Origin of the sequence: Brevibacillus sp. Leaf182 (genome assembly GCF_001423865.2) — a bacterium.
Lineage (GTDB): Bacteria > Bacillota > Bacilli > Brevibacillales > Brevibacillaceae > Brevibacillus > Brevibacillus brevis_C.
This window is the reverse complement of record NZ_LMPN02000022.1, coordinates 1-17,596: the sequence shown is the minus strand read 5'-3', so window position 1 is coordinate 17,596 and position 17,596 is coordinate 1. Positions and strand designations below refer to the sequence as shown.

Genomic DNA, 17,596 nt, shown 5'->3' with positions numbered 1-17,596 from the left:
GCGATCGTGAAAAAGGGGGATCTTCACGTGGACGTCAGTGAATCGATGGACAAGAAATCACCGATGGTACAGCCGACCAAATTGCCCTGCCCGCCTATTCCCGCATCTGCTCGCACCATGCAGGGGGAACACGGACTGCTCGATCTGTGGAAAGCGATTAAGCCACTCGCTACCATTGCCAGTGCCATGAACACAGGTGCCCATCCGGACGATGAGCACAGTGCCATGCTCGCTTATTTGGCGCTGGGGAGAGGCGTGTATACCACGAGTGTGATCGCGACGAGAGGGGAAGGCGGCCAAAACGAAATCGGCTGCGAGCAAGGCACCGCGCTTGGGATTATCCGCACGCGCGAGCTGGAAGAAGCCTCGTCTCTTAGCAATGTGACGCTTGGCATCTTAAGCGAAGAGCTGGATGATCCCATTCATGATTTCGGGTTCTCTAAATGCGCCGAAGAAACCTTCCGCAAATGGGGTGAAGAGGTCGTGTACGAGCGGTTGATTCGAAAAATCAGAGAGCTGCGTCCCGATGTCGTCATCGCTTGTTTTGAAAATGAACCGACGACACACGGACATCACCGGGCGATTACGTTACTGACACAGCGAGCTTTCCACGAAGCAGCCGATCCACAGATCTTCCCGGAACATAGGCAAGCTGGACTTTTGCCGTGGCAAATGAAAAAGCTGTATTTGCCTATTATGGACAACGATGATTATCACGTCGCTGTACCCGTAGGGGAATACGACCAAATTTACGGCTCATCCTATGTTCAGCTTGGTGAGCGATCGAGGTTTATGCATAAGACACAGGGGATGGGTGTTCATTACGACGAAGGCCCGACCTACAATTACTACCGCTTGGATGCATCTGTTACTCCGGCACCGGAAAAAGAGCGCGACTTTTTTTCCGGACTTCCCGTCAGTTTTGCTGATTTGGCGCAGAGCATCACTGCAAAAGGCGGGCAAGAACTCGCGGAAGTGCTTCACCGTATGCACGATGCGGCTACAGATGTACTGAATGCCTACCCGCGTTTTGCTGAGGTGGCACAAAGGGTTCACCGCATGAAGGCTTTGCTTGCGACTGCACAACGAGAAGTAGGCAAGGCTCCACTCGATGAAGAAACCAAGATTGATTTGTTGTATCGGCTAGGACTCAAGGAAGCGCAGCTAAACCGTGCCAGTGCGGAGGCTCTGTCTTTGGTCGTGAAAATCAAGCCGGAGACAGGCGAGTGGGTGGCAGGCCAGACAACAACCGTTACCGTAACGGCTTACAACGGCGGCTCGCTTGAGGTTGAGCATGTGCAACTGCGCATGCGTGTCCCCGCTGGATGGACGGCGAAACCGCTCACGCCAACGGCTTTTCCACGACTTGCTTACAATCAGACGGTGTGCACCGTATTTGAGGTATCGATTCCGGCCCAGACGGAGCTGTTCCATCCATACAAGACTCCCTTACTTGATGTCGAGGTGCTCTATTTCGCCTTCGATACAGCCAGTACGATTCGCGTGGAACCGGATAGTCGTGTAGCTGTGCTTCCGCCGTATGCCGTGACGCTGACTCCGTCCGATGTGGTGCGAAACACGCTGCATACGGATGAGACAATCCCGGTTAAGGTAACACTGAAACAGTACCGTCCGGGAAGCTCTACAGCCAAGGTCGCTCTCGTTGTCCCGGAAGGCTGGACAGCGGAGCCAGCCTTTGTCGATGTGCCGTTTTCTTTCCGCAGCGAAACGAAAACGATCGCGTTTACTGTTCATACCACACCGCAGGTGACGAATGGCAAATATCAGATCAGCGCTACGGTCGCGGGGACAGACGGTGTGACAGAGATTGCGCAAGATGTGCAGGTCATTGAATACCCGCATGTCGGCCGCACGTATTTCATCCGGCCCGCTACGCTGACTGTTCAAGCCTTTGACCTGGCCATCCCGAAAAATCAACGGATCGGCTACGTATCCAGCGGCTTTGACAATATGGATAAATACTTGCGCGCGGTTGGGGTGAATTGCCTCAATCTCGACGCAAACGAAATACAATCGGGCGATTTGTCCCGGTACGACACGATTGTTCTCGGCATTCGCGCATACGGATTCTGCCGCGAATTAATCGAGAGCAACCAGCGTCTTTTGCACTATGTAGAAAACGGCGGAAATCTCGTCGTTCAATACCACAAGCCGGAGGACAAATGGAAACCGCACTTGGCACCATACCCTATTTTTATCGGCGAATCGTTGATCGATTGGCGGGTGACCAATGAGCAATCAGACGTCCGTATGCTGGCCCCTGACCATCCGATGTTCCAGGAGCCAAACGTGATTACCCAAGCAGACTGGGATGGATGGGTGCAGGAGCGCTCCATCTACAATCCTTCTCGCTGGGGTAGCGAGTATACCGAGCTGATTGCGACAAGTGATCCGGGAGAACCGGAGTTCCGCGGCATTTTTCTCACGGCGCACTATGGAAAAGGGACGTACACCTACAGCTCGCTTGCCTGGTTCCGCGAGATTCCACAGCTAGTCCCTGGCGCTTTTCGCTTGTTCGTCAACATGATCAGTCAGAAGCAGTAATGCCCCATCCACTCCGGGCCTACCGTGGGTCGATCCATGGCTACATCAATGACATGCAAACGTACAGACCGCCATGATTGATATAGACCTCAATCTGAAAATGGAATGGAGGAACGTTCATTGAGTAAGGGGAAACTTGCCAAGCTGTACACGATTACGACTGCTGCGGTGCTAGCCACAAGTCTGATTATGCCGGTAGCACCCGAGACCGCCCATGCAGACCGCGGGGTTGTCGACCTGTGGAAAGCCATCAAGCCGCTCACCACGATTGCCAGTGCGATGAACACCGGCGCACATCCGGACGATGAGCACAGTTCGATGCTCGCGTATTTGTCGCTTGGCAAAGGGGTGGACACATCCAGTGTCATTGCGAACCGAGGCGAGGGAGGACAGAACGAGATAGGCAGCGAGCTGGGTAATGCGCTGGGGATCATTCGTACCCGCGAATTGCAGGAAGCTTCCAAAATCACGAACATCCATCTGGAGAACCTCAGTGAAAAGATCGATGACCCTATTTTTGACTTCGGCTTTTCCAAAAGCCCGGATGAAACCTTGCAAAAATGGGGCGAGGATGTCGCGTACGAAAAGCTCATCCGCCGTATCCGGACACTGAGACCCGATGTCGTGATTCCCGCATTTTTGAACGAACCTTCGACTCACGGTCATCATCGCGCGATTAATGTCATTACAGTGCGGGCATTCAAGGATGCCGCAGATCCAAACGTTTTTCCACAGCATGCAAAAGAAGGCTTGGCTCCTTGGCAGGTGAAGAAGCTGTATCTGCCTGCAAAGGAACAGGATTACTCGGTCAAGGTGCCTGTTGGCGACTATGACGAAATTTATGGTGCCTCTTACGTCCAACTCGGCGAAGAATCCCGTTTCATGCACAAGAGCCAGGGGATGGGACGCCACTATGACGAAGGGCCAAGCTTCAATTATTACAAGCTCGATCAAGCCATCGTAGAGACAAAAGACAAGGAAGCAGACTTTTTTGAGGGAATTTCCTATTCGTTTGACGATTTAGCCAAGGAAGTGGCCAGCCAGTCTGGTGGGGAAAAAGTCGCGGGTGAATTGAAAAAGCTGCAAAAGGATGCCGCAGAGGTCATTGCTGCATACCCAAGCTTTGCCTCAGTAGCCAAGGAAGCGCATGAAATGCTGGCGGATGTGGAAAAAGCGACGGCAGTAGTCGAAGCGTCCTCCCTGCCAACTGACACGAAAACAGACTTGCGCCATCGTTTGGGAGTGAAGAAATCCCAACTGAACAAGGCGAGTGCCGAAGCGCTCTCGCTCGTAACCAAAGTAAAGCCTGAGACAACTGAGCTGGTAGCAGGCCAAACAACGAAAGTAACGGTCACGGCTTACAACGGCGGCCAAGCAAAAGTCGGGAAGATCAATCTCAGGCTGAATGTACCAAAAGGCTGGCAAGCCAAGCCGCAATCGACCACCAGCTTCTCATCGCTCGGCTACAATCAGACGGTGAAAACGACATTTGATGTCACGGTTCCTTCTGATGCTGCTCTGTTCCAACCGTATGCCGCTTTCGCCATTACGGCAGACGTCAGCTACAGCTTTGCAGGCTCGACGGCGAATAGCCATGTGACACCAGCAGATGCCATTGCAGTTCTTCCATCTTTTTCTATGGTGCTGAGTCCAAATGCGACGGTTTTGAATACGCAGAAGCCAGAGGAGCCAATCCCGGTCAAGGTTACGGTGAAAAACTACAATCCAGGTGCAGCGAAAACCAACATCTCTCTGGACGTACCAAAAGGCTGGAGTGTAGAACCACAAGCAGCACCGCTCGCCTTTAGTGCCAAGGGAGAAACGAAGTCGGTTGCCTTTACGGTCAAAGCAGATGCTTCGGTCCAACCGGATAAGTATACGGTGACAGCAGTAGCGTCTGGCAGTGGTAAAGAGAGCCGACACGGGGCCCAGGTCATCCGTTACCCGCATATCGGTACGACTTACTTTGTCCAACCAGCGACGCTTGCCATCCAGGCATTTGACCTGAAGGTGCCGGAAGGATTGAAGGTCGGTTACGTATCCAGTGGCTTTGACAATATCGATCAGTATTTGTCCCAATTGGGAGTCGATGTGACCAATCTGTCGGCAAAAGACATCGAGTCTGGCGATCTGGATCAATACGATACGATTGTGCTGGGTATTCGCGCTTATGGATTCCGACCTGAGTTGATTCCTTCGAATGCACGCTTGCTGAAATACGTGGAAAACGGCGGAAATCTGGTCGTGCAATACCACAAGCCAGAGGATAAATGGAAGCCCGAGCTGGCACCTTATCCGATCAAAATCGGTGCTCCGCTGATTCAATGGCGTGTCACAGACGAAAACTCCAAAGTAACAGTACTGGCGCCTGATCATGCTTTGTTCCATTCGCCAAACAAAATCACGGAGGAAGATTGGGACAACTGGATTCAGGATCGTTCCGCTTATAATCCATCCGAGTGGGGCAAGGAATACACAGAGCTCATCTCCAATGGAGACGAAGGCGAGAAGGAATTTACGGGTACGTACCTTACTGCCAAGTATGGAAAAGGAACGTATACCTACAGCTCGCTCGTATGGTATCGCGAAATTCCATCACTCGTACCGGGTGCGATCCGATTGTTTGTCAACATGATCAGCCCACAGCAGTAATCATAGTAGAAGGAAGGCGATCGTTCGGCGGTCGCCTCCCTCCTAAAAGAAAGATCAGACACAAAAATAGAAGCAGCTTACGAATGGGTAGGGAAGGAGATGCAAGGAAGATGAATTACAGAGAGCGAATTTTTCAACAGGAGGGAGCCAGTTTCCCTGGCAAGACATACGTGGAGGCAGTATTGGAGCCTGCATTCAATGAAGCGAAGCAGCATCTGCTGCATCCGATGATGGCGATCAACAAGGCGCATTTGATCATGCTTCGTGAACAAGACTTGCTCACAGACGATGAGGCCAAAAGAATTGCTGGTGCACTGTGTGGGATCGAAATGGAAGAGCTGCGCCAATCGCATTACACCGGACAGTTTGAAGATCTGTTCTTTCAGGTAGAGAGCCGTCTACTGGAACTGGCTCCTGATGTGGCAGGAAATCTGCATCTGGCTCGCAGCCGCAACGACATGGGGATTACCATATACCGCATGGTGCTGCGTGAAAAATTGTTGGTAACTTTGGCTTCTGCCCTCTATCTGAAAGAGCATTTGCTCCTCTTTGCAAATGAGCATGTGGATACGATCATGATTGGTTACACACACACGCAGCAGGCACAGCCGACGACAATGGCGCATTACATCATGGCGGCTACTGACATGCTCAGCCGTGATATCAAGCGACTGATCCAGGCCTATCACACAGTCAATCGCTCACCAATGGGAGCAGCGGCCTTGACGACTTCTGGCTTTACAATCAGCCGGGAGCGGATGCGCGAATTGCTCGGATTTGATGAGCTGGTGGAAAATTCCTATGATGCAGTCTGCGGCGCAGATTATTTGGGGGAAGTAGCGACAGCCGTTCAATTGGCAGCGATTAATTTGGGGCGTACGGTTCAAGATATGCTGCTGTGGTGCACACAAGAGTTCGCGGGGTTAAAAGTCGCGAGTCCATACGTGCAGATCAGCTCCATCATGCCGCAAAAGCGAAATCCGGTTTCCTTTGAGCATATGCGCTCTCTGTTGTCCAGTGCAGCAGGAAATGCGACGACAGTGCTTACGATGATGCACAATACCCCTTTTGGCGATATCGTGGATACCGAGGATGACATGCAGCCATACGCGTGGCGGAGCATGGGAGTACTCGAGCAGATGTATCGTTTGATGGCAAGCGTTGTGGGTACGATGGAAGTGAACAAGGACGTCCTTTTGGAGCGGGCAAAGGGCAGCTTTGCGACTGTCACGGAGCTGGCGGATACATTGGTGCGCACGGATCAGCTCTCGTTCCGCAAATCGCATCACATCGTGAGTCGTGTGGTAAAAGAAGCAATGAGCGAGCAACTCGCTGCAAACCAAATCAGCTTGGAGCTGGTAAACCGTGCAGCCATGGAAGTAATCGGGCGGGAGCTGTCGCTCACAGCAGAAGAGCTCAGACTGGCGCTTGACCCGGTTCATTTCGTAATGATCCGCAAGCTACCTGGTGGCCCCAATCCAGAAGAAATGAAGCGCATGATCGCCGTTCGTCAAACAGTTCTCCAGCAGGAAACAGAATGGTTGGCACAGAAAAAGCAGGCGATTGCGAATGTGATGAAAGGGCTTGATCAGATGACAGCCGAATGGAGTGTGGGGTAATGGCAGTGGTGCGAATACCTCTTCTGGCAGTGGACGGAGGGGGCACCAAGTGTCTGGCGGTATTGGTGGACCGCTCCAGAAATGAAATCGGTGCAGGACGCTCCGGTTCATGCAATTATCAAGGGATCGGGGAGGAAGCGGCAGCTCGTGAGTTGGTTGCAGCAATCAGCCAAGCTCTGGACGATGCGATTGCTCGTCAAACAGTTGATCCTTTTATAAGCGGCGCTCCGACACCGGATGGACCAATCGAATGGGAAATCGAATGCGCGGTGTTCGGGATCGCTGGCCTGGACACGGAGTATGATCGACAGGTAATCTCGCGGATGGTGAGCAAGGTGCTGCACCAGCTCGGTATTCGCGTCCAGCAGTTGATTGTGGAAAACGACGGGTTTGCGGCCTTGCTCGGTGCGACCGGAGGGAAATCCGGCATTCTGGTCATCGCAGGCACAGGCTCGATTGCTTTTGGTGTAAACGATGAACAAGAAACGGCGCGAGCAGGAGGCTGGGGGCATCGGGTCGGTGACGAGGGCAGCGGCTACTGGATCGGCAAGCAAGCGATTATGGCTGTATTAAAAGCAGCGGATGGCCGCGGTGAGCCGACCGTACTGAAGGAGCTGCTCCTCCCGCACGTTGGACTGGGACGCGTAGATGAATTGTTTAACTGGACGTACAGTGAGCATTATTCCGTAGAGAAGGTAGGAGAGCTGTCGCCGTTGGTCAGTCGAGCGGCACTTGACGGAGACAAGGTGGCAGTAGCTATTTTGCAGGTCGCAGGCGAAGAGCTTTTCGATGCTGCTCGGGCTGTCATAGATACGTTGCAAATGAAAGCCAAGCCGTTTCATATGATCATGCAGGGAGGCGTTTTGCAAAACGATGATCGGGTGCGAGAGATCGTCGTAGAGCGCGTCCGAGAGTATGCTTCGCAGGTCGTCATCGAAAATGCGCAAAACGATCCGATTTACGGTGTCATAGCAAAAGGATTGGCTTATTTAGAACGCCAATCGAGCGGCAAGTGAGGTGCTAGTAATGAAAAGAGTAATGGTTGTCTTTCCCCATCCTGACGATGAATCTTTTGCCTGCGGGGGAACGTTGGCAAAGTGCAAGGACGCTGGATATGAAACGTGTTATTTGTGCATTACCTCCGGCTGCAAAGGACGCAGCGGTCCATTCGATATCGATTGCAGAGAAAAGCTGGCAAAACATCGAGAGCTAGAGCTGAAAACAGCGGCGGAAGTGCTCGGAATCAGTCGTCTCGACTTGTTCCGGTACGCGGATGGTTCCTTGCAAAATGCTGATTTGGATGCGCTGGCGGCTAAGATTCGGGAAGCGATAGAGGAATGGAAGCCCCACGTCGTCGTTACGTTTCCGCCTGACGGGGTAACGGGTCATCCCGATCATATCGTCACGTGCGAGGCGACAACGCGAGCGGTCGAACAAGCGGAGGCAAGCTTGACTCCGGCAGAATATCCTGATCTGTACTATGTTTCGATCCCGCACTACTACGATCATTGCCCGGATCATGGTCCAAAGCCAGCAGTTCCGATTACAGGCAAGGTCGATATTTCGGGCTATCGGACTCAAAAAGGAGAGGCGCTGAAGGCTCACTTAAGTCAGGAGTATTCCGTGAATCGCGCTTATCCGGGAGTTATCGATGGGGATTTTGGTGTCATTGGTTGCTATGAGTATTTTACTTTGGTGCGGTCTGCGGGCAAGGTGATTGAACCGGTTAGTGTGGGTGGGAGTATTCCTGTCATTGACCTGTAGTCTAAAAAGTAGAAAGGGCTGACCAGCATGATTTTTGCTAGTCAGCCTCAGACTGTCGAAAAAGTCGGCAGTCTTTTTTATTTGTCATAATTACACACGACACCCCGCTGATTTAGAGCGACGCAGGAATGAACTCCGAGGTGTCCGCTTCGATATGCACATGTTTTTCAAGCAATGCCAGTAGATAATGAAAGGTAGGAACCGATTCTTTGGCAAGGATAATTCCTTTTTTGTCGATCAGGACAGCAGATGGGATGGCATCGATTTGGTACATTGAAAACGAAATACTAGAGTCGATATACTGAATATCGTCCTGGTTTTGGGTCTCGTGAAAGGGCTTTCCTGAATAAACAACGAGTAATTTAAGCTGAGGAAATCGTAGTTTTACCTGCTCGAAATGAGGAATGATTTGCTGGCATATGGGGCAACCTTCTGCCGTGAAAAGTACAAGTGTAGAGTGGCTTTTCATCTCTGTAAAATCAATGCTTGTTCCAGATGGACTGTTATCGATCAGAACCGGGGCTCTGGAGCCTATCCAGTTGTCTGCACTCGGTTCTTTTTCTTTTGCTTGTAATTTATTGATAAAATCGGCTACTAGTTTTGTTAGCAGGTAGATAACGACGAATTGCACAATGACAAATACCCATAACGCAATCACAGACCATTGTATAAACGTTTCCACAGAGGATCTCTCCTTTTTCGTGAGGGAATGATATTTATTTTTGTGCAACTAGCTCGTGTACTTTCTTCCGAATGCTCGTTAGATGTTGACCAATCAGAATCACAAGTGTGGACAACAATGCGATGATCATTAACGTCCAGTACTCTTCTCCATATACGGTCCTGAAATTTTCTGTTTCTAATGCCCATGAGAGATTCCCATAGGTGGTCGGTATTTGATAGACCCAGAGACACATCGCAATGAGCAAGACGTTTCGGCTGACCAGTACCCATGATAGATTGTGATTGCCGACGATGCCACCGCAGCCACATGATATTTCTCGTCTTCCGCGCAATAAATTGACCACAATAGCCACGCTATACAGGAGTAGTAAACCACTACCAGCCAGAGCTGCCCAGGAATAGTACAGCCCGAAAAGGAGTAGCAATCCAATCAGCCATTCAGAATAAGTGTCGAGGACGGCAAAAAATCTAATAGATCGTTCAGGCAGTATTTTGTAGTCTTTTACAATTGAAGCATGAGTCGTGCTGTTTTTGATTTTTGATACAGACGAGCTTATAAACAATAGTGCTAGAATCATGCGAAAGATAAAGGATGCGATTTCCAATTTTTCACCTGCTTTCCTCTGGTGTTGCATACCATTGTGCTTGAGCATGATACATCTGCGCATATTCTTTATTACGTGAAATCAGTTCATCATGCGTTCCAGACTCGACTAACTGACCATCCTTCATCACGATAATCCGATCTGCCATTTTAGCGGCAGCCATACGGTGTGAGACAAACAGGGTTGTTTTATTTTCGGTCAGATTTCGTACGAGTTGGTATACAGAAAGCTCAGTCATGGGATCAAGAGCTGCTGTTGGCTCATCTAAAATCACAATATCACTATTTCGAAACAGAGCACGAGCCAAGGCAATTTTTTGCCATTGTCCTCCAGAAAGATCGGTTCCCTCTTGCAAATAGCGACTTAAATAGGTTTGGTAGCCATCTGGAAGTTTGGAAACGATTTGATCCACGCCAGCCGTAGCGGCAATTTCTTGCATCCATTTTAGATCGTTTATTCGTTCGGTATCACCAAAACCAATATTATCTTGTAACGTATAGGCGTATTTGATGAAATCCTGGAAGATCACGGTCATATTTTTGCGTAAATCATCAGGTTTGATCTGGCTAATACTGAGGCCATCGAAGGAAATGTCACCCTGTGATATGGGATACAACCCCATCACACATTTGACTAAGGTTGATTTACCCGAGCCATTTTCACCGACGATTGCGATTTTTTCACCAGGCCGTATGTGCAAGTGAATATCCCTTAGAACAGGATTTGTCGTATTCACGTAGGTAAATGACAATCCATTTATAAAAATGCCCTGTTGTAGCGGTGCAGGAAAGAGAGCCGAGCCTTCGTCGCTTGTATCCTTTTCAGGGTGTTCATATTCGATGAAATGAAAAAAATCGTTTATATAGAGAAGCTCTCCAAATATTTTGGCGAACTGGTTAGATAGCTGATTGGTCAATCCTTGTGTTCCCTGCACAGCTTGTCCGATTGCTACAAACTCACCGATTTGGATAGAGGTGGTACGGATTAACCAGATAATAATTCCCGCTGTCCCAAAGTACAAAAGTGCGGTAAACCCATCTAGGCCGACCTCAGTTGCTTGTTGTTTTCGCAGCACCTTTAATGTTTCAGTGAACTGGTGGGTAATGGAGGTTGTCCATCTTTTCAGTAGCATTTGACCTAAGCCAAATAGTCGAATTTCCTTGGCTGACTGCCGATCTTTCAATAAAAAACTGGTATATTGTATGTCGCGAATTAAGGGGGTTAAGCCGTATCTGAGCCAATAATTGATACTGCCAAACCGAATTTGAACAAAGAAGACGGGAATTGCCGCGATCAGACTTAAAATGACGAGGCTCCAGTGAACGGTAAGCAAAAAGAGCAAGAAACTGAAAATAGTAATGCTGGCTCTAACGATCTCTAGTAGGATCGTGAGTGGTGATAAAAAGCGTGTGCCCACATTCAAGTGAACTCTCTCTAAATGATTGTAAAAATCGGGAATATCAAAATAGAAAAGCGGTACCGCTTCTACCTTTTGAAGTACAAGTGATTGCGCCGCGAGTTCCAAAACATTTTCAAGCTTTCCATTCAGGTATTGTTGGATATTGAGAAGCACAGATGTAGCCATCGCTATTAAAAATTGAAGGGAGAGTAAGAAAAAAGCATAACGATAATCACCCACTTGGAGTTGAATGATTTTCGCGACCTCATTGATCATTTCTTTGGATAGCCAAAGGGTGGCTACTGGTAGTAGACCAATCATGATAGTTAAGCAAACTAAAAGCGTGAGAAGTAGCCGGGCATGTGCCCATAAGAAAGTGAACAGCTTGATAAATGATTGAACAATCATGAGGAACACCTTTTCTAGTTTTATTGGATGTTGTGAAGCTTTTGCTTCTCCTTGTGCTGCAAGATGTCTACTAGCTCACCAACTGAGCGTCCTACGTATCGAATGATCCCCTGTGAGTCAACAATAAACAGGCTTGGGAAGTTGATGATTTGCAATTCGCTCATGGTTTTTTTGTCGACGGGAACCATAGTAATTTTTCCGCTAAATGTGTCGATAAAGTGCTGATAGTCAGAATCATCCTGCTTAACCGCACATAAGAAAGGAAGGTTGGTTGTTTTTTTCTTGATATGGGTTAAGTATCTTTCTACTTCATGATGGCATGTATCACATGAGGGGGCAGCGAACATGACAATGGTTGGTGTTTGTGAAAAATGCGTGGGGAATATAAGGGACTCTTTGAGATTTACACCGATAAAATACTGGTTTAGAAGTGAAAATAAAGAATCTTCTACAGAAAAGAGAGTAACGATATTCCTGAACTTTCGGTATGAATAGAGTTGCATGCCGAATAAAGCAACTGCTACCGTTAATGGAATGAGAACGTACACAGAAACCTCCCTTAAACTTCATTTTGGTAATTATTAGAAAATAATGTATCATTTGACAGTTTGTTTTGCAATTATTATAATTGAATTGAAAGTAAAAAATGTAAAAAAATGGAGGTTATGACTATGTTAGATCAATTTTCAAAGTTAATTGGTGTCAAGAAAGATTCAACAATCGGTTTCGATCCTCCCTGCACCATTAATGTGTTTTGTATTTTAGAAAAGGGGACAGCAAAACATAACTTGCAGAACCCTCTCAATTTTACTTGCTGCTAGGAAAAAGAATAATTTAGAGGATGAGGGTACCAGTATGACACGAAAAATTTGCTAGGATACTAAATCATCCTCTACAAACAAACCTTCAAAACCACTAGAAATGTGGAGCTGGAGGTTTGTTTTGCATTCACAAACATTCTTCCTATCCGTACACCTCATAACGCAGTCGCCATTTCACTATGGATGTTTTGCCAGCTCTTTTCGTTACTCGTTAAAACAGAGGTTCTCTACAGTCTTGGGCTGACCAGCATGATTTTTGCTAGTCAGCCTTTTTCAATGGATAGCCCATCAGTCGGATTGTTTTGCCCAGCTAGATTTGCTTAAATGTGATCAAGTGCAATTGGAAATCAAAGGGAGAGAAGACATGTCACACAGAGTCTATGTATATAACGTCAGTGAACCTTCTCAAGCGCAAGACGACGACACGATGATGGTGGAATGGGGCTATGAGGTTCCCCTACTCTTGCAACCGCTCTTCATAGAAGGTGGTTCGATCGCCGGAAACAATTACAACAACCATACCGAACCGGACAATTCCGGACTCTATTACGACGCGCAGACAGGCATCGCAAACATGAAGCGATTCTACGATTTCCTGAAGAGACAGGAAGGGTTAATCGGTAACAAAGAAGCATTTTCGGAAGCGAGAAATCAGCTTCTGAGCTATCTGGAAAAACGAACGCTTCCGTATTTTCACATCGATGCCTGGGACGTATTCAATATGGATGACATCCCTCATGAAGAGCAGGCGGAAACTTTGCGGGCCAATATTGCCCATAACAACGAGATCATGACAAAGGCAATGGACAACGATGACATCTCGCTGTTGAACTACTCCGAATTGATGGACGTGAACCCGGGCTTTCGTACTTTTGCCGAGCTGCTCAATTATGAGGAGTACCAATACGGCTGGGGACACATCTGGCAGCCTTATGAAGAACATCCTGACGTGGAGATTTTTGAGGAAGCCGGCTTGTTCGGCATAAAAGACGAAGAGGGAAACGTATTGCTCGCCCCTCAGTTCGATGCCTTTTACGATTTCGCTTCCGAAGATCTCGCCGTGGTTGCCCGAGATGGCAAATACGGCTATGTACATAAATCCGGGAGAATCGTTATTTCATTGGAGTGGGAGGATGCCTACGATTTTGAATACGGCTCGGCTGGTGCCATTGTCAAACGAAACGGTCGATATGGTCTGATCAATCTGGAAGGAAAAGCAATTGTCCCGACCGACTTTGAAGAATTGGAACCGCTCTATTACCAAGGATTTTATACGGCAAAGAAAGACGGAAAGTGGGGCGTACTAGACGAAGCTGGTTCTGTAACGATAGATTTTGAGCATGAAGAAGCTTTCAAGTGTGGGGACGGCTTTTACCATACGGCGGTCAAAGGCAGGAAGAATCGGAAAATCTTTAACGAATATTGGAAATACGTCGGGGAATTCCCTCTGGCGGCGGTGGAACGGATCGACGAAGGGCTTATCCTCGTCAAACCACACAAGGGTGCAAGTCATAGCACCTTATACAAAAAAGATGGCACTGTCGGAGCATCCGGCTTCGATAAATTGAATCGGCAAACCCATTTTCCGAATCTGCTCGTTCTGCGCAAGGGGAAGAAGTACGCCGCTTATGGCAAACAGCAGGAGAGCCTTTTGCTGCCGTACGAATATGATGAACTGATTGATTTACAGGTGTATACGGAGAAAGGGCAGGGCGATCAGGTGCTGGCGAAAAAAGATGGAAAGCTAGGCGTTTTTCATGGGGATGCCGATCAGCCAGCATGGTTATTCCCTTTGGACGATTATGAAAATATTTGTTGGCTGCATCAGGATGCGTATGCTTTGAAGAGAAATGGATTATGGAACATCGCCTTTTCGCCGGAAAAACAATGGAGTGATTTCGAATTCGATCTGGTGGTGAAAAAGGCATTGGTTGAGGGTTATGCTTATGCCTTCAAGGGCCACGACGTTTATTTAGTAAGCGAGTACGGGCTGTCGAGGGCAGATAAAACGCTCGTTCTGGAGGAAGTCGAAGATCGTTATTACAGCTATTATTTTGATGCCGAGGTTCGCAAGCGACTGCTGGTCTATGCCAAAGGAGAGCAATACGATGTTGACAGCGTAGATCAGTACACGCCAGTAGAAACGTTGTACAACCTGGGCATGGAAGCGTATGAAGCAGGTGATTATGAGAAAGCCATTCTGTACGACACGCTTGCTGCCGAAAAGGGCTATCCCCCATCCATGAACAATCTTGCCCATATGTATTACAGTCTAGAAGGCTTCGAGAATGCTGATAAAGCTTTTTACTGGTATGAATTAGGGGCTGCGGCAGGCAACCACCATGCTATGAACGGATTAGGCTGCTGCTATCGACATGGGATAGGCACGGAGCCTGATGCCGATCAGGCTATGTACTGGATGGGCAAGGCGGCAGAACACGGTCATGCGCTGGCTCACAACAATCTTGGCGCCACCTATTATGACGGGGAGCTGGTGCCGCAAGATTTGGACAAGGCCCTCTGGCATTATGAACAGGGGGAGTTATTGGGTTCGCCGGTTTTTGAGTGGCTTGGCTATCTGCACGATTCAAAAGGAGACTACGAAAAGGCACTGCATTATTATCACCAGGATTACGAAGCAGGCGGCGATATCAGTGCCTATAATTTGGGAATCTTCTACTATAATGGCTACGGTACAGCAAAAAATATCGACGCCGCCATCACTTATTTTCACGCTGCTTTGGAAAGAGATTATCCGCATGCGCATATCGAGCTGGCAAGGATTTACCGGAACGAAGCACAATATGCGGACGAGCTCCTGGTGAAAAAGCATATCGAAGAAACGGAGAAGGCAGGTCTTGATATCCCTGAGGAGCTCACACAATCGTAAAAAAGCAAAAAGCGGATCGACAGGAAAAGTCGTCGGTCCGCTTCCAACTAACCAGCATGCTAAACAATGGCTTCCACTTCAATTTCAACGAGCAGACGCGGGTCAATCAATGCCTTGACCTCAACCATCGTAGCGACTGGCTGAATCTCGCGGAAAAACTCTCCATGTGCTTTTCCGATGTCTTCCCACTTGCTGATATCCGTTACAAACATCCGCGTTCTGACCACATGAGACAAATCAGCATCTAATTCTTGCAATGCTTTCTCAATCGTCTCCAGGATGAACCGCGTTTGTTCATAGGCATCGTCCAAACCAACGACTTCCCCGTCCTTCATGGCAGTAGTGCCAGCCACTTCAATACGGTTCCCGACTCGAATTGCGCGGCAATAGCCCACGACAGGTTCCCAAGGCGAACCCGTGAACACTTTCTTTCGGTTCATAGTAGAATGCCCCTCTCTTTTCCGCAATAATTGGAATATACTACAAAAAGGAAGGCGAGTGGAGCGGATGATGGATTTTTTTCTCACCCTTTTTTCCAAGTACAAGTGCTTGATCCACACTGCGTTTGGTCATGAAGGATACATACGTGTGGTAAACAAGCTAAGTGCTCATGGCATTCGTTTTCGCACACGCATTCATTCTCATGCAGTTCGTCATTTAGGGGGAGACATGGGGATGTTGCCCCAAGAACAAGATCATAAGCAGTATGATATTTACGTGGCAAAAGAAGACGAACACCAGGCACATTTAGCGATTCATTCCCGTTGATGGGTGCCTATACGATATAATAATTGGGATTCGTAAGAAAATGGTAAAACCGAGGAGGAACCCAGCATGTCCGTACTAGAGGCACTTAAAAGCAGAAGAGCCGTGCGTAACTATATTCCAAAAGAAGTAGAAACCGAAAAAATCCAAGCGTTGCTAGATTGCGCAGTGTTAGCCCCGAACGACCGCTTGCGTCAGCCGTGGCATTTTTACGTGATCAGAGGAGAAGCGAAGCTGCGGTTCGAGGAAATCGCGAAGCAATTTTTGCTGGAGCGTTTTCCGACCAAGCCGAATCTCGTGCAGGATTCCTTAGCCGTCCTGGAAAAAACACCGCTCGTCATTGTCGCCACCGCTGATGTAATCCCAGGGGATGAAGCATCCTCAGAAGATAACGAATACGCGGTTTGCTGCGCGATTCACTCCATGTGGCTGGCAGCGAAGGAACTGGGACTGGGCATGGTATGGCGCACGAGAGGAGTCGGCTTGGTTCGCGACGAGCGCTTGCTGCAATTCCTCGGATCGCCTGAAAATAAAAAGGTCGTGGGCACACTGTTCATTGGCTATCCTGAGGCAGATGCTCCGAAGACCAGTCGGGTGGCAGCGGAAGAAAAGACGACCTGGCTGTAATCAAGCAGGCCTCCTTAAAAAACTGGGTGAAGCACAGTAGTTGTTTGCAACTAAGTCCCTCCATGCACGTATAAATGGTAAGGTTAGACGTACATATCGAGGGGAGCTGTTTCATAATGTTTGGAAAGCTTGCGGCAGACGCACTTGGCTTGAGCAATGTGGGAATCGTGGTAAAACCAGCGGATTACGACAAGGTGGACGCTGATGATTACATCATGCACGAGGATAATGAAAAAATTTACTTTTTGATCAAATCAAAGTCCGACGAGTATTGCTTCACCAATCTGGGGCTGGTTCATCTGGATGGAACGAGTGCCACTAGCAAAAAACGCATGCTGCGCCGCTATTCCTACCATACACACCCGATCTCTGACGTGTATTTGGAAACAGCCGGAACCGTCGATTTGGATGTAGAAATCAAGTTCACGATGGGCAGTGAGCACTACTCGATCGATGTCAACAAAAAGCATTTGGAGGAGCTAAAAGACCTCTACAAAGCTCTTGTGAAGATCGCCTCGATTATGCACGATAACGAACTTGCGCTCCAGCATGCAAAAGAAAGCCTCCACGTCGCCCAAAGCACACTGGGCCGCGTAACAGGCCAGCAAGCAGACGTAGCTTCACAATTCAAGTCCATCAACCAATACACCTTCGATTGGCTGGAAGACATCCGATACAAGTATGTCGTTAAAGACTTTGGTAAAGTCTTTGAAAAATATATTCATAACTAAAAAAAGGGAAGAGCCTCTTTAAAGAGAGCCGTGCAAAACGACTCCTATAATATGTAAAAAGACTGA

General features: G+C 48.4%; 14 protein-coding genes. 9 read left to right on the top strand and 5 right to left on the bottom strand.

The window, feature by feature from the left end:
* Window positions 1-45 precede the first annotated feature (45 nt).
* From ASG16_RS13050 to ASG16_RS13030, 5 genes are all read left to right on the top strand, one after another.
* Complete coding sequence (locus tag ASG16_RS13050) at window positions 46-2,565, top strand: NEW3 domain-containing protein (RefSeq protein ID WP_370444398.1); 2,520 nt, start codon at window positions 46-48, stop codon at window positions 2,563-2,565.
* Between the two features lie 120 nt (window positions 2,566-2,685).
* Window positions 2,686-5,217, top strand: coding sequence for an NEW3 domain-containing protein (locus ASG16_RS13045; RefSeq protein ID WP_082517250.1), 2,532 nt, complete (start codon window positions 2,686-2,688; stop codon window positions 5,215-5,217).
* 110 nt (window positions 5,218-5,327) lie between these two features.
* A complete protein-coding gene (gene argH / locus ASG16_RS13040; RefSeq protein ID WP_056491260.1) occupies window positions 5,328-6,836 on the top strand; it encodes an argininosuccinate lyase in 1,509 nt (502 codons plus the stop codon).
* On the top strand, window positions 6,836-7,852 hold the full coding sequence (locus tag ASG16_RS13035) for an N-acetylglucosamine kinase (RefSeq protein ID WP_056491262.1): 1,017 nt from the start codon (window positions 6,836-6,838) through the stop codon (window positions 7,850-7,852). Before argH ends, ASG16_RS13035 begins: the two co-directional genes overlap by 1 nt.
* Before the next feature lie 10 nt (window positions 7,853-7,862).
* Window positions 7,863-8,600 carry a PIG-L deacetylase family protein gene (locus ASG16_RS13030; protein WP_056491263.1) on the top strand — a complete coding sequence of 246 codons (738 nt, stop codon included), beginning with the start codon at window positions 7,863-7,865 and terminating at the stop codon, window positions 8,598-8,600.
* 112 nt (window positions 8,601-8,712) lie between these two features.
* On the opposite strand, the gene ASG16_RS13025 is transcribed toward ASG16_RS13030, so the two are convergent.
* The 4 genes from ASG16_RS13025 to ASG16_RS13010 are packed head-to-tail and all read right to left on the bottom strand — an operon-like array spanning window position 8,713 to window position 12,244.
* Window positions 8,713-9,282, bottom strand: a complete 570-nt coding sequence (locus tag ASG16_RS13025) for a TlpA family protein disulfide reductase (RefSeq protein ID WP_056491264.1) — start codon at window positions 9,280-9,282, stop codon at window positions 8,713-8,715.
* Between the two features lie 34 nt (window positions 9,283-9,316).
* A complete protein-coding gene (locus tag ASG16_RS13020) occupies window positions 9,317-9,889 on the bottom strand; it encodes a MauE/DoxX family redox-associated membrane protein (RefSeq protein ID WP_056491265.1) in 573 nt (190 codons plus the stop codon).
* A gap of 4 nt (window positions 9,890-9,893) precedes the next feature.
* Complete coding sequence (locus ASG16_RS13015) at window positions 9,894-11,696, bottom strand: ABC transporter ATP-binding protein (protein ID WP_241970752.1); 1,803 nt, start codon at window positions 11,694-11,696, stop codon at window positions 9,894-9,896.
* A 20-nt stretch (window positions 11,697-11,716) separates the two neighbouring features.
* Window positions 11,717-12,244, bottom strand: a complete 528-nt coding sequence (locus ASG16_RS13010) for a TlpA family protein disulfide reductase (protein WP_056491269.1) — start codon at window positions 12,242-12,244, stop codon at window positions 11,717-11,719.
* Window positions 12,245-12,881: 637 nt separating this feature from the next.
* Here ASG16_RS13010 and ASG16_RS13005 point away from each other — a divergent pair.
* A complete protein-coding gene (locus ASG16_RS13005; protein ID WP_056491271.1) occupies window positions 12,882-15,407 on the top strand; it encodes an SEL1-like repeat protein in 2,526 nt (841 codons plus the stop codon).
* A 59-nt stretch (window positions 15,408-15,466) separates the two neighbouring features.
* On the opposite strand, the gene ASG16_RS13000 is transcribed toward ASG16_RS13005, so the two are convergent.
* Window positions 15,467-15,847, bottom strand: coding sequence for a RidA family protein (locus ASG16_RS13000; RefSeq protein WP_056491273.1), 381 nt, complete (start codon window positions 15,845-15,847; stop codon window positions 15,467-15,469).
* Window positions 15,848-15,914: 67 nt separating this feature from the next.
* On the opposite strand from ASG16_RS13000, the gene ASG16_RS12995 reads away from it, so the two are divergent.
* The 3 genes from ASG16_RS12995 (at window position 15,915) to ASG16_RS12985 (ending at window position 17,530) form a co-directional block, all read left to right on the top strand.
* Entirely contained in the window at window positions 15,915-16,175 is a 261-nt protein-coding gene (locus ASG16_RS12995; RefSeq protein WP_231850509.1) for a hypothetical protein, read from the top strand.
* A gap of 66 nt (window positions 16,176-16,241) precedes the next feature.
* Window positions 16,242-16,799: a nitroreductase family protein gene (locus ASG16_RS12990; protein WP_056491274.1), complete on the top strand. Its 558-nt coding sequence runs from the start codon at window positions 16,242-16,244 to the stop codon at window positions 16,797-16,799.
* Between the two features lie 116 nt (window positions 16,800-16,915).
* Complete coding sequence (locus ASG16_RS12985) at window positions 16,916-17,530, top strand: PH domain-containing protein (protein WP_048034287.1); 615 nt, start codon at window positions 16,916-16,918, stop codon at window positions 17,528-17,530.
* Window positions 17,531-17,596: the final 66 nt, after the last annotated feature.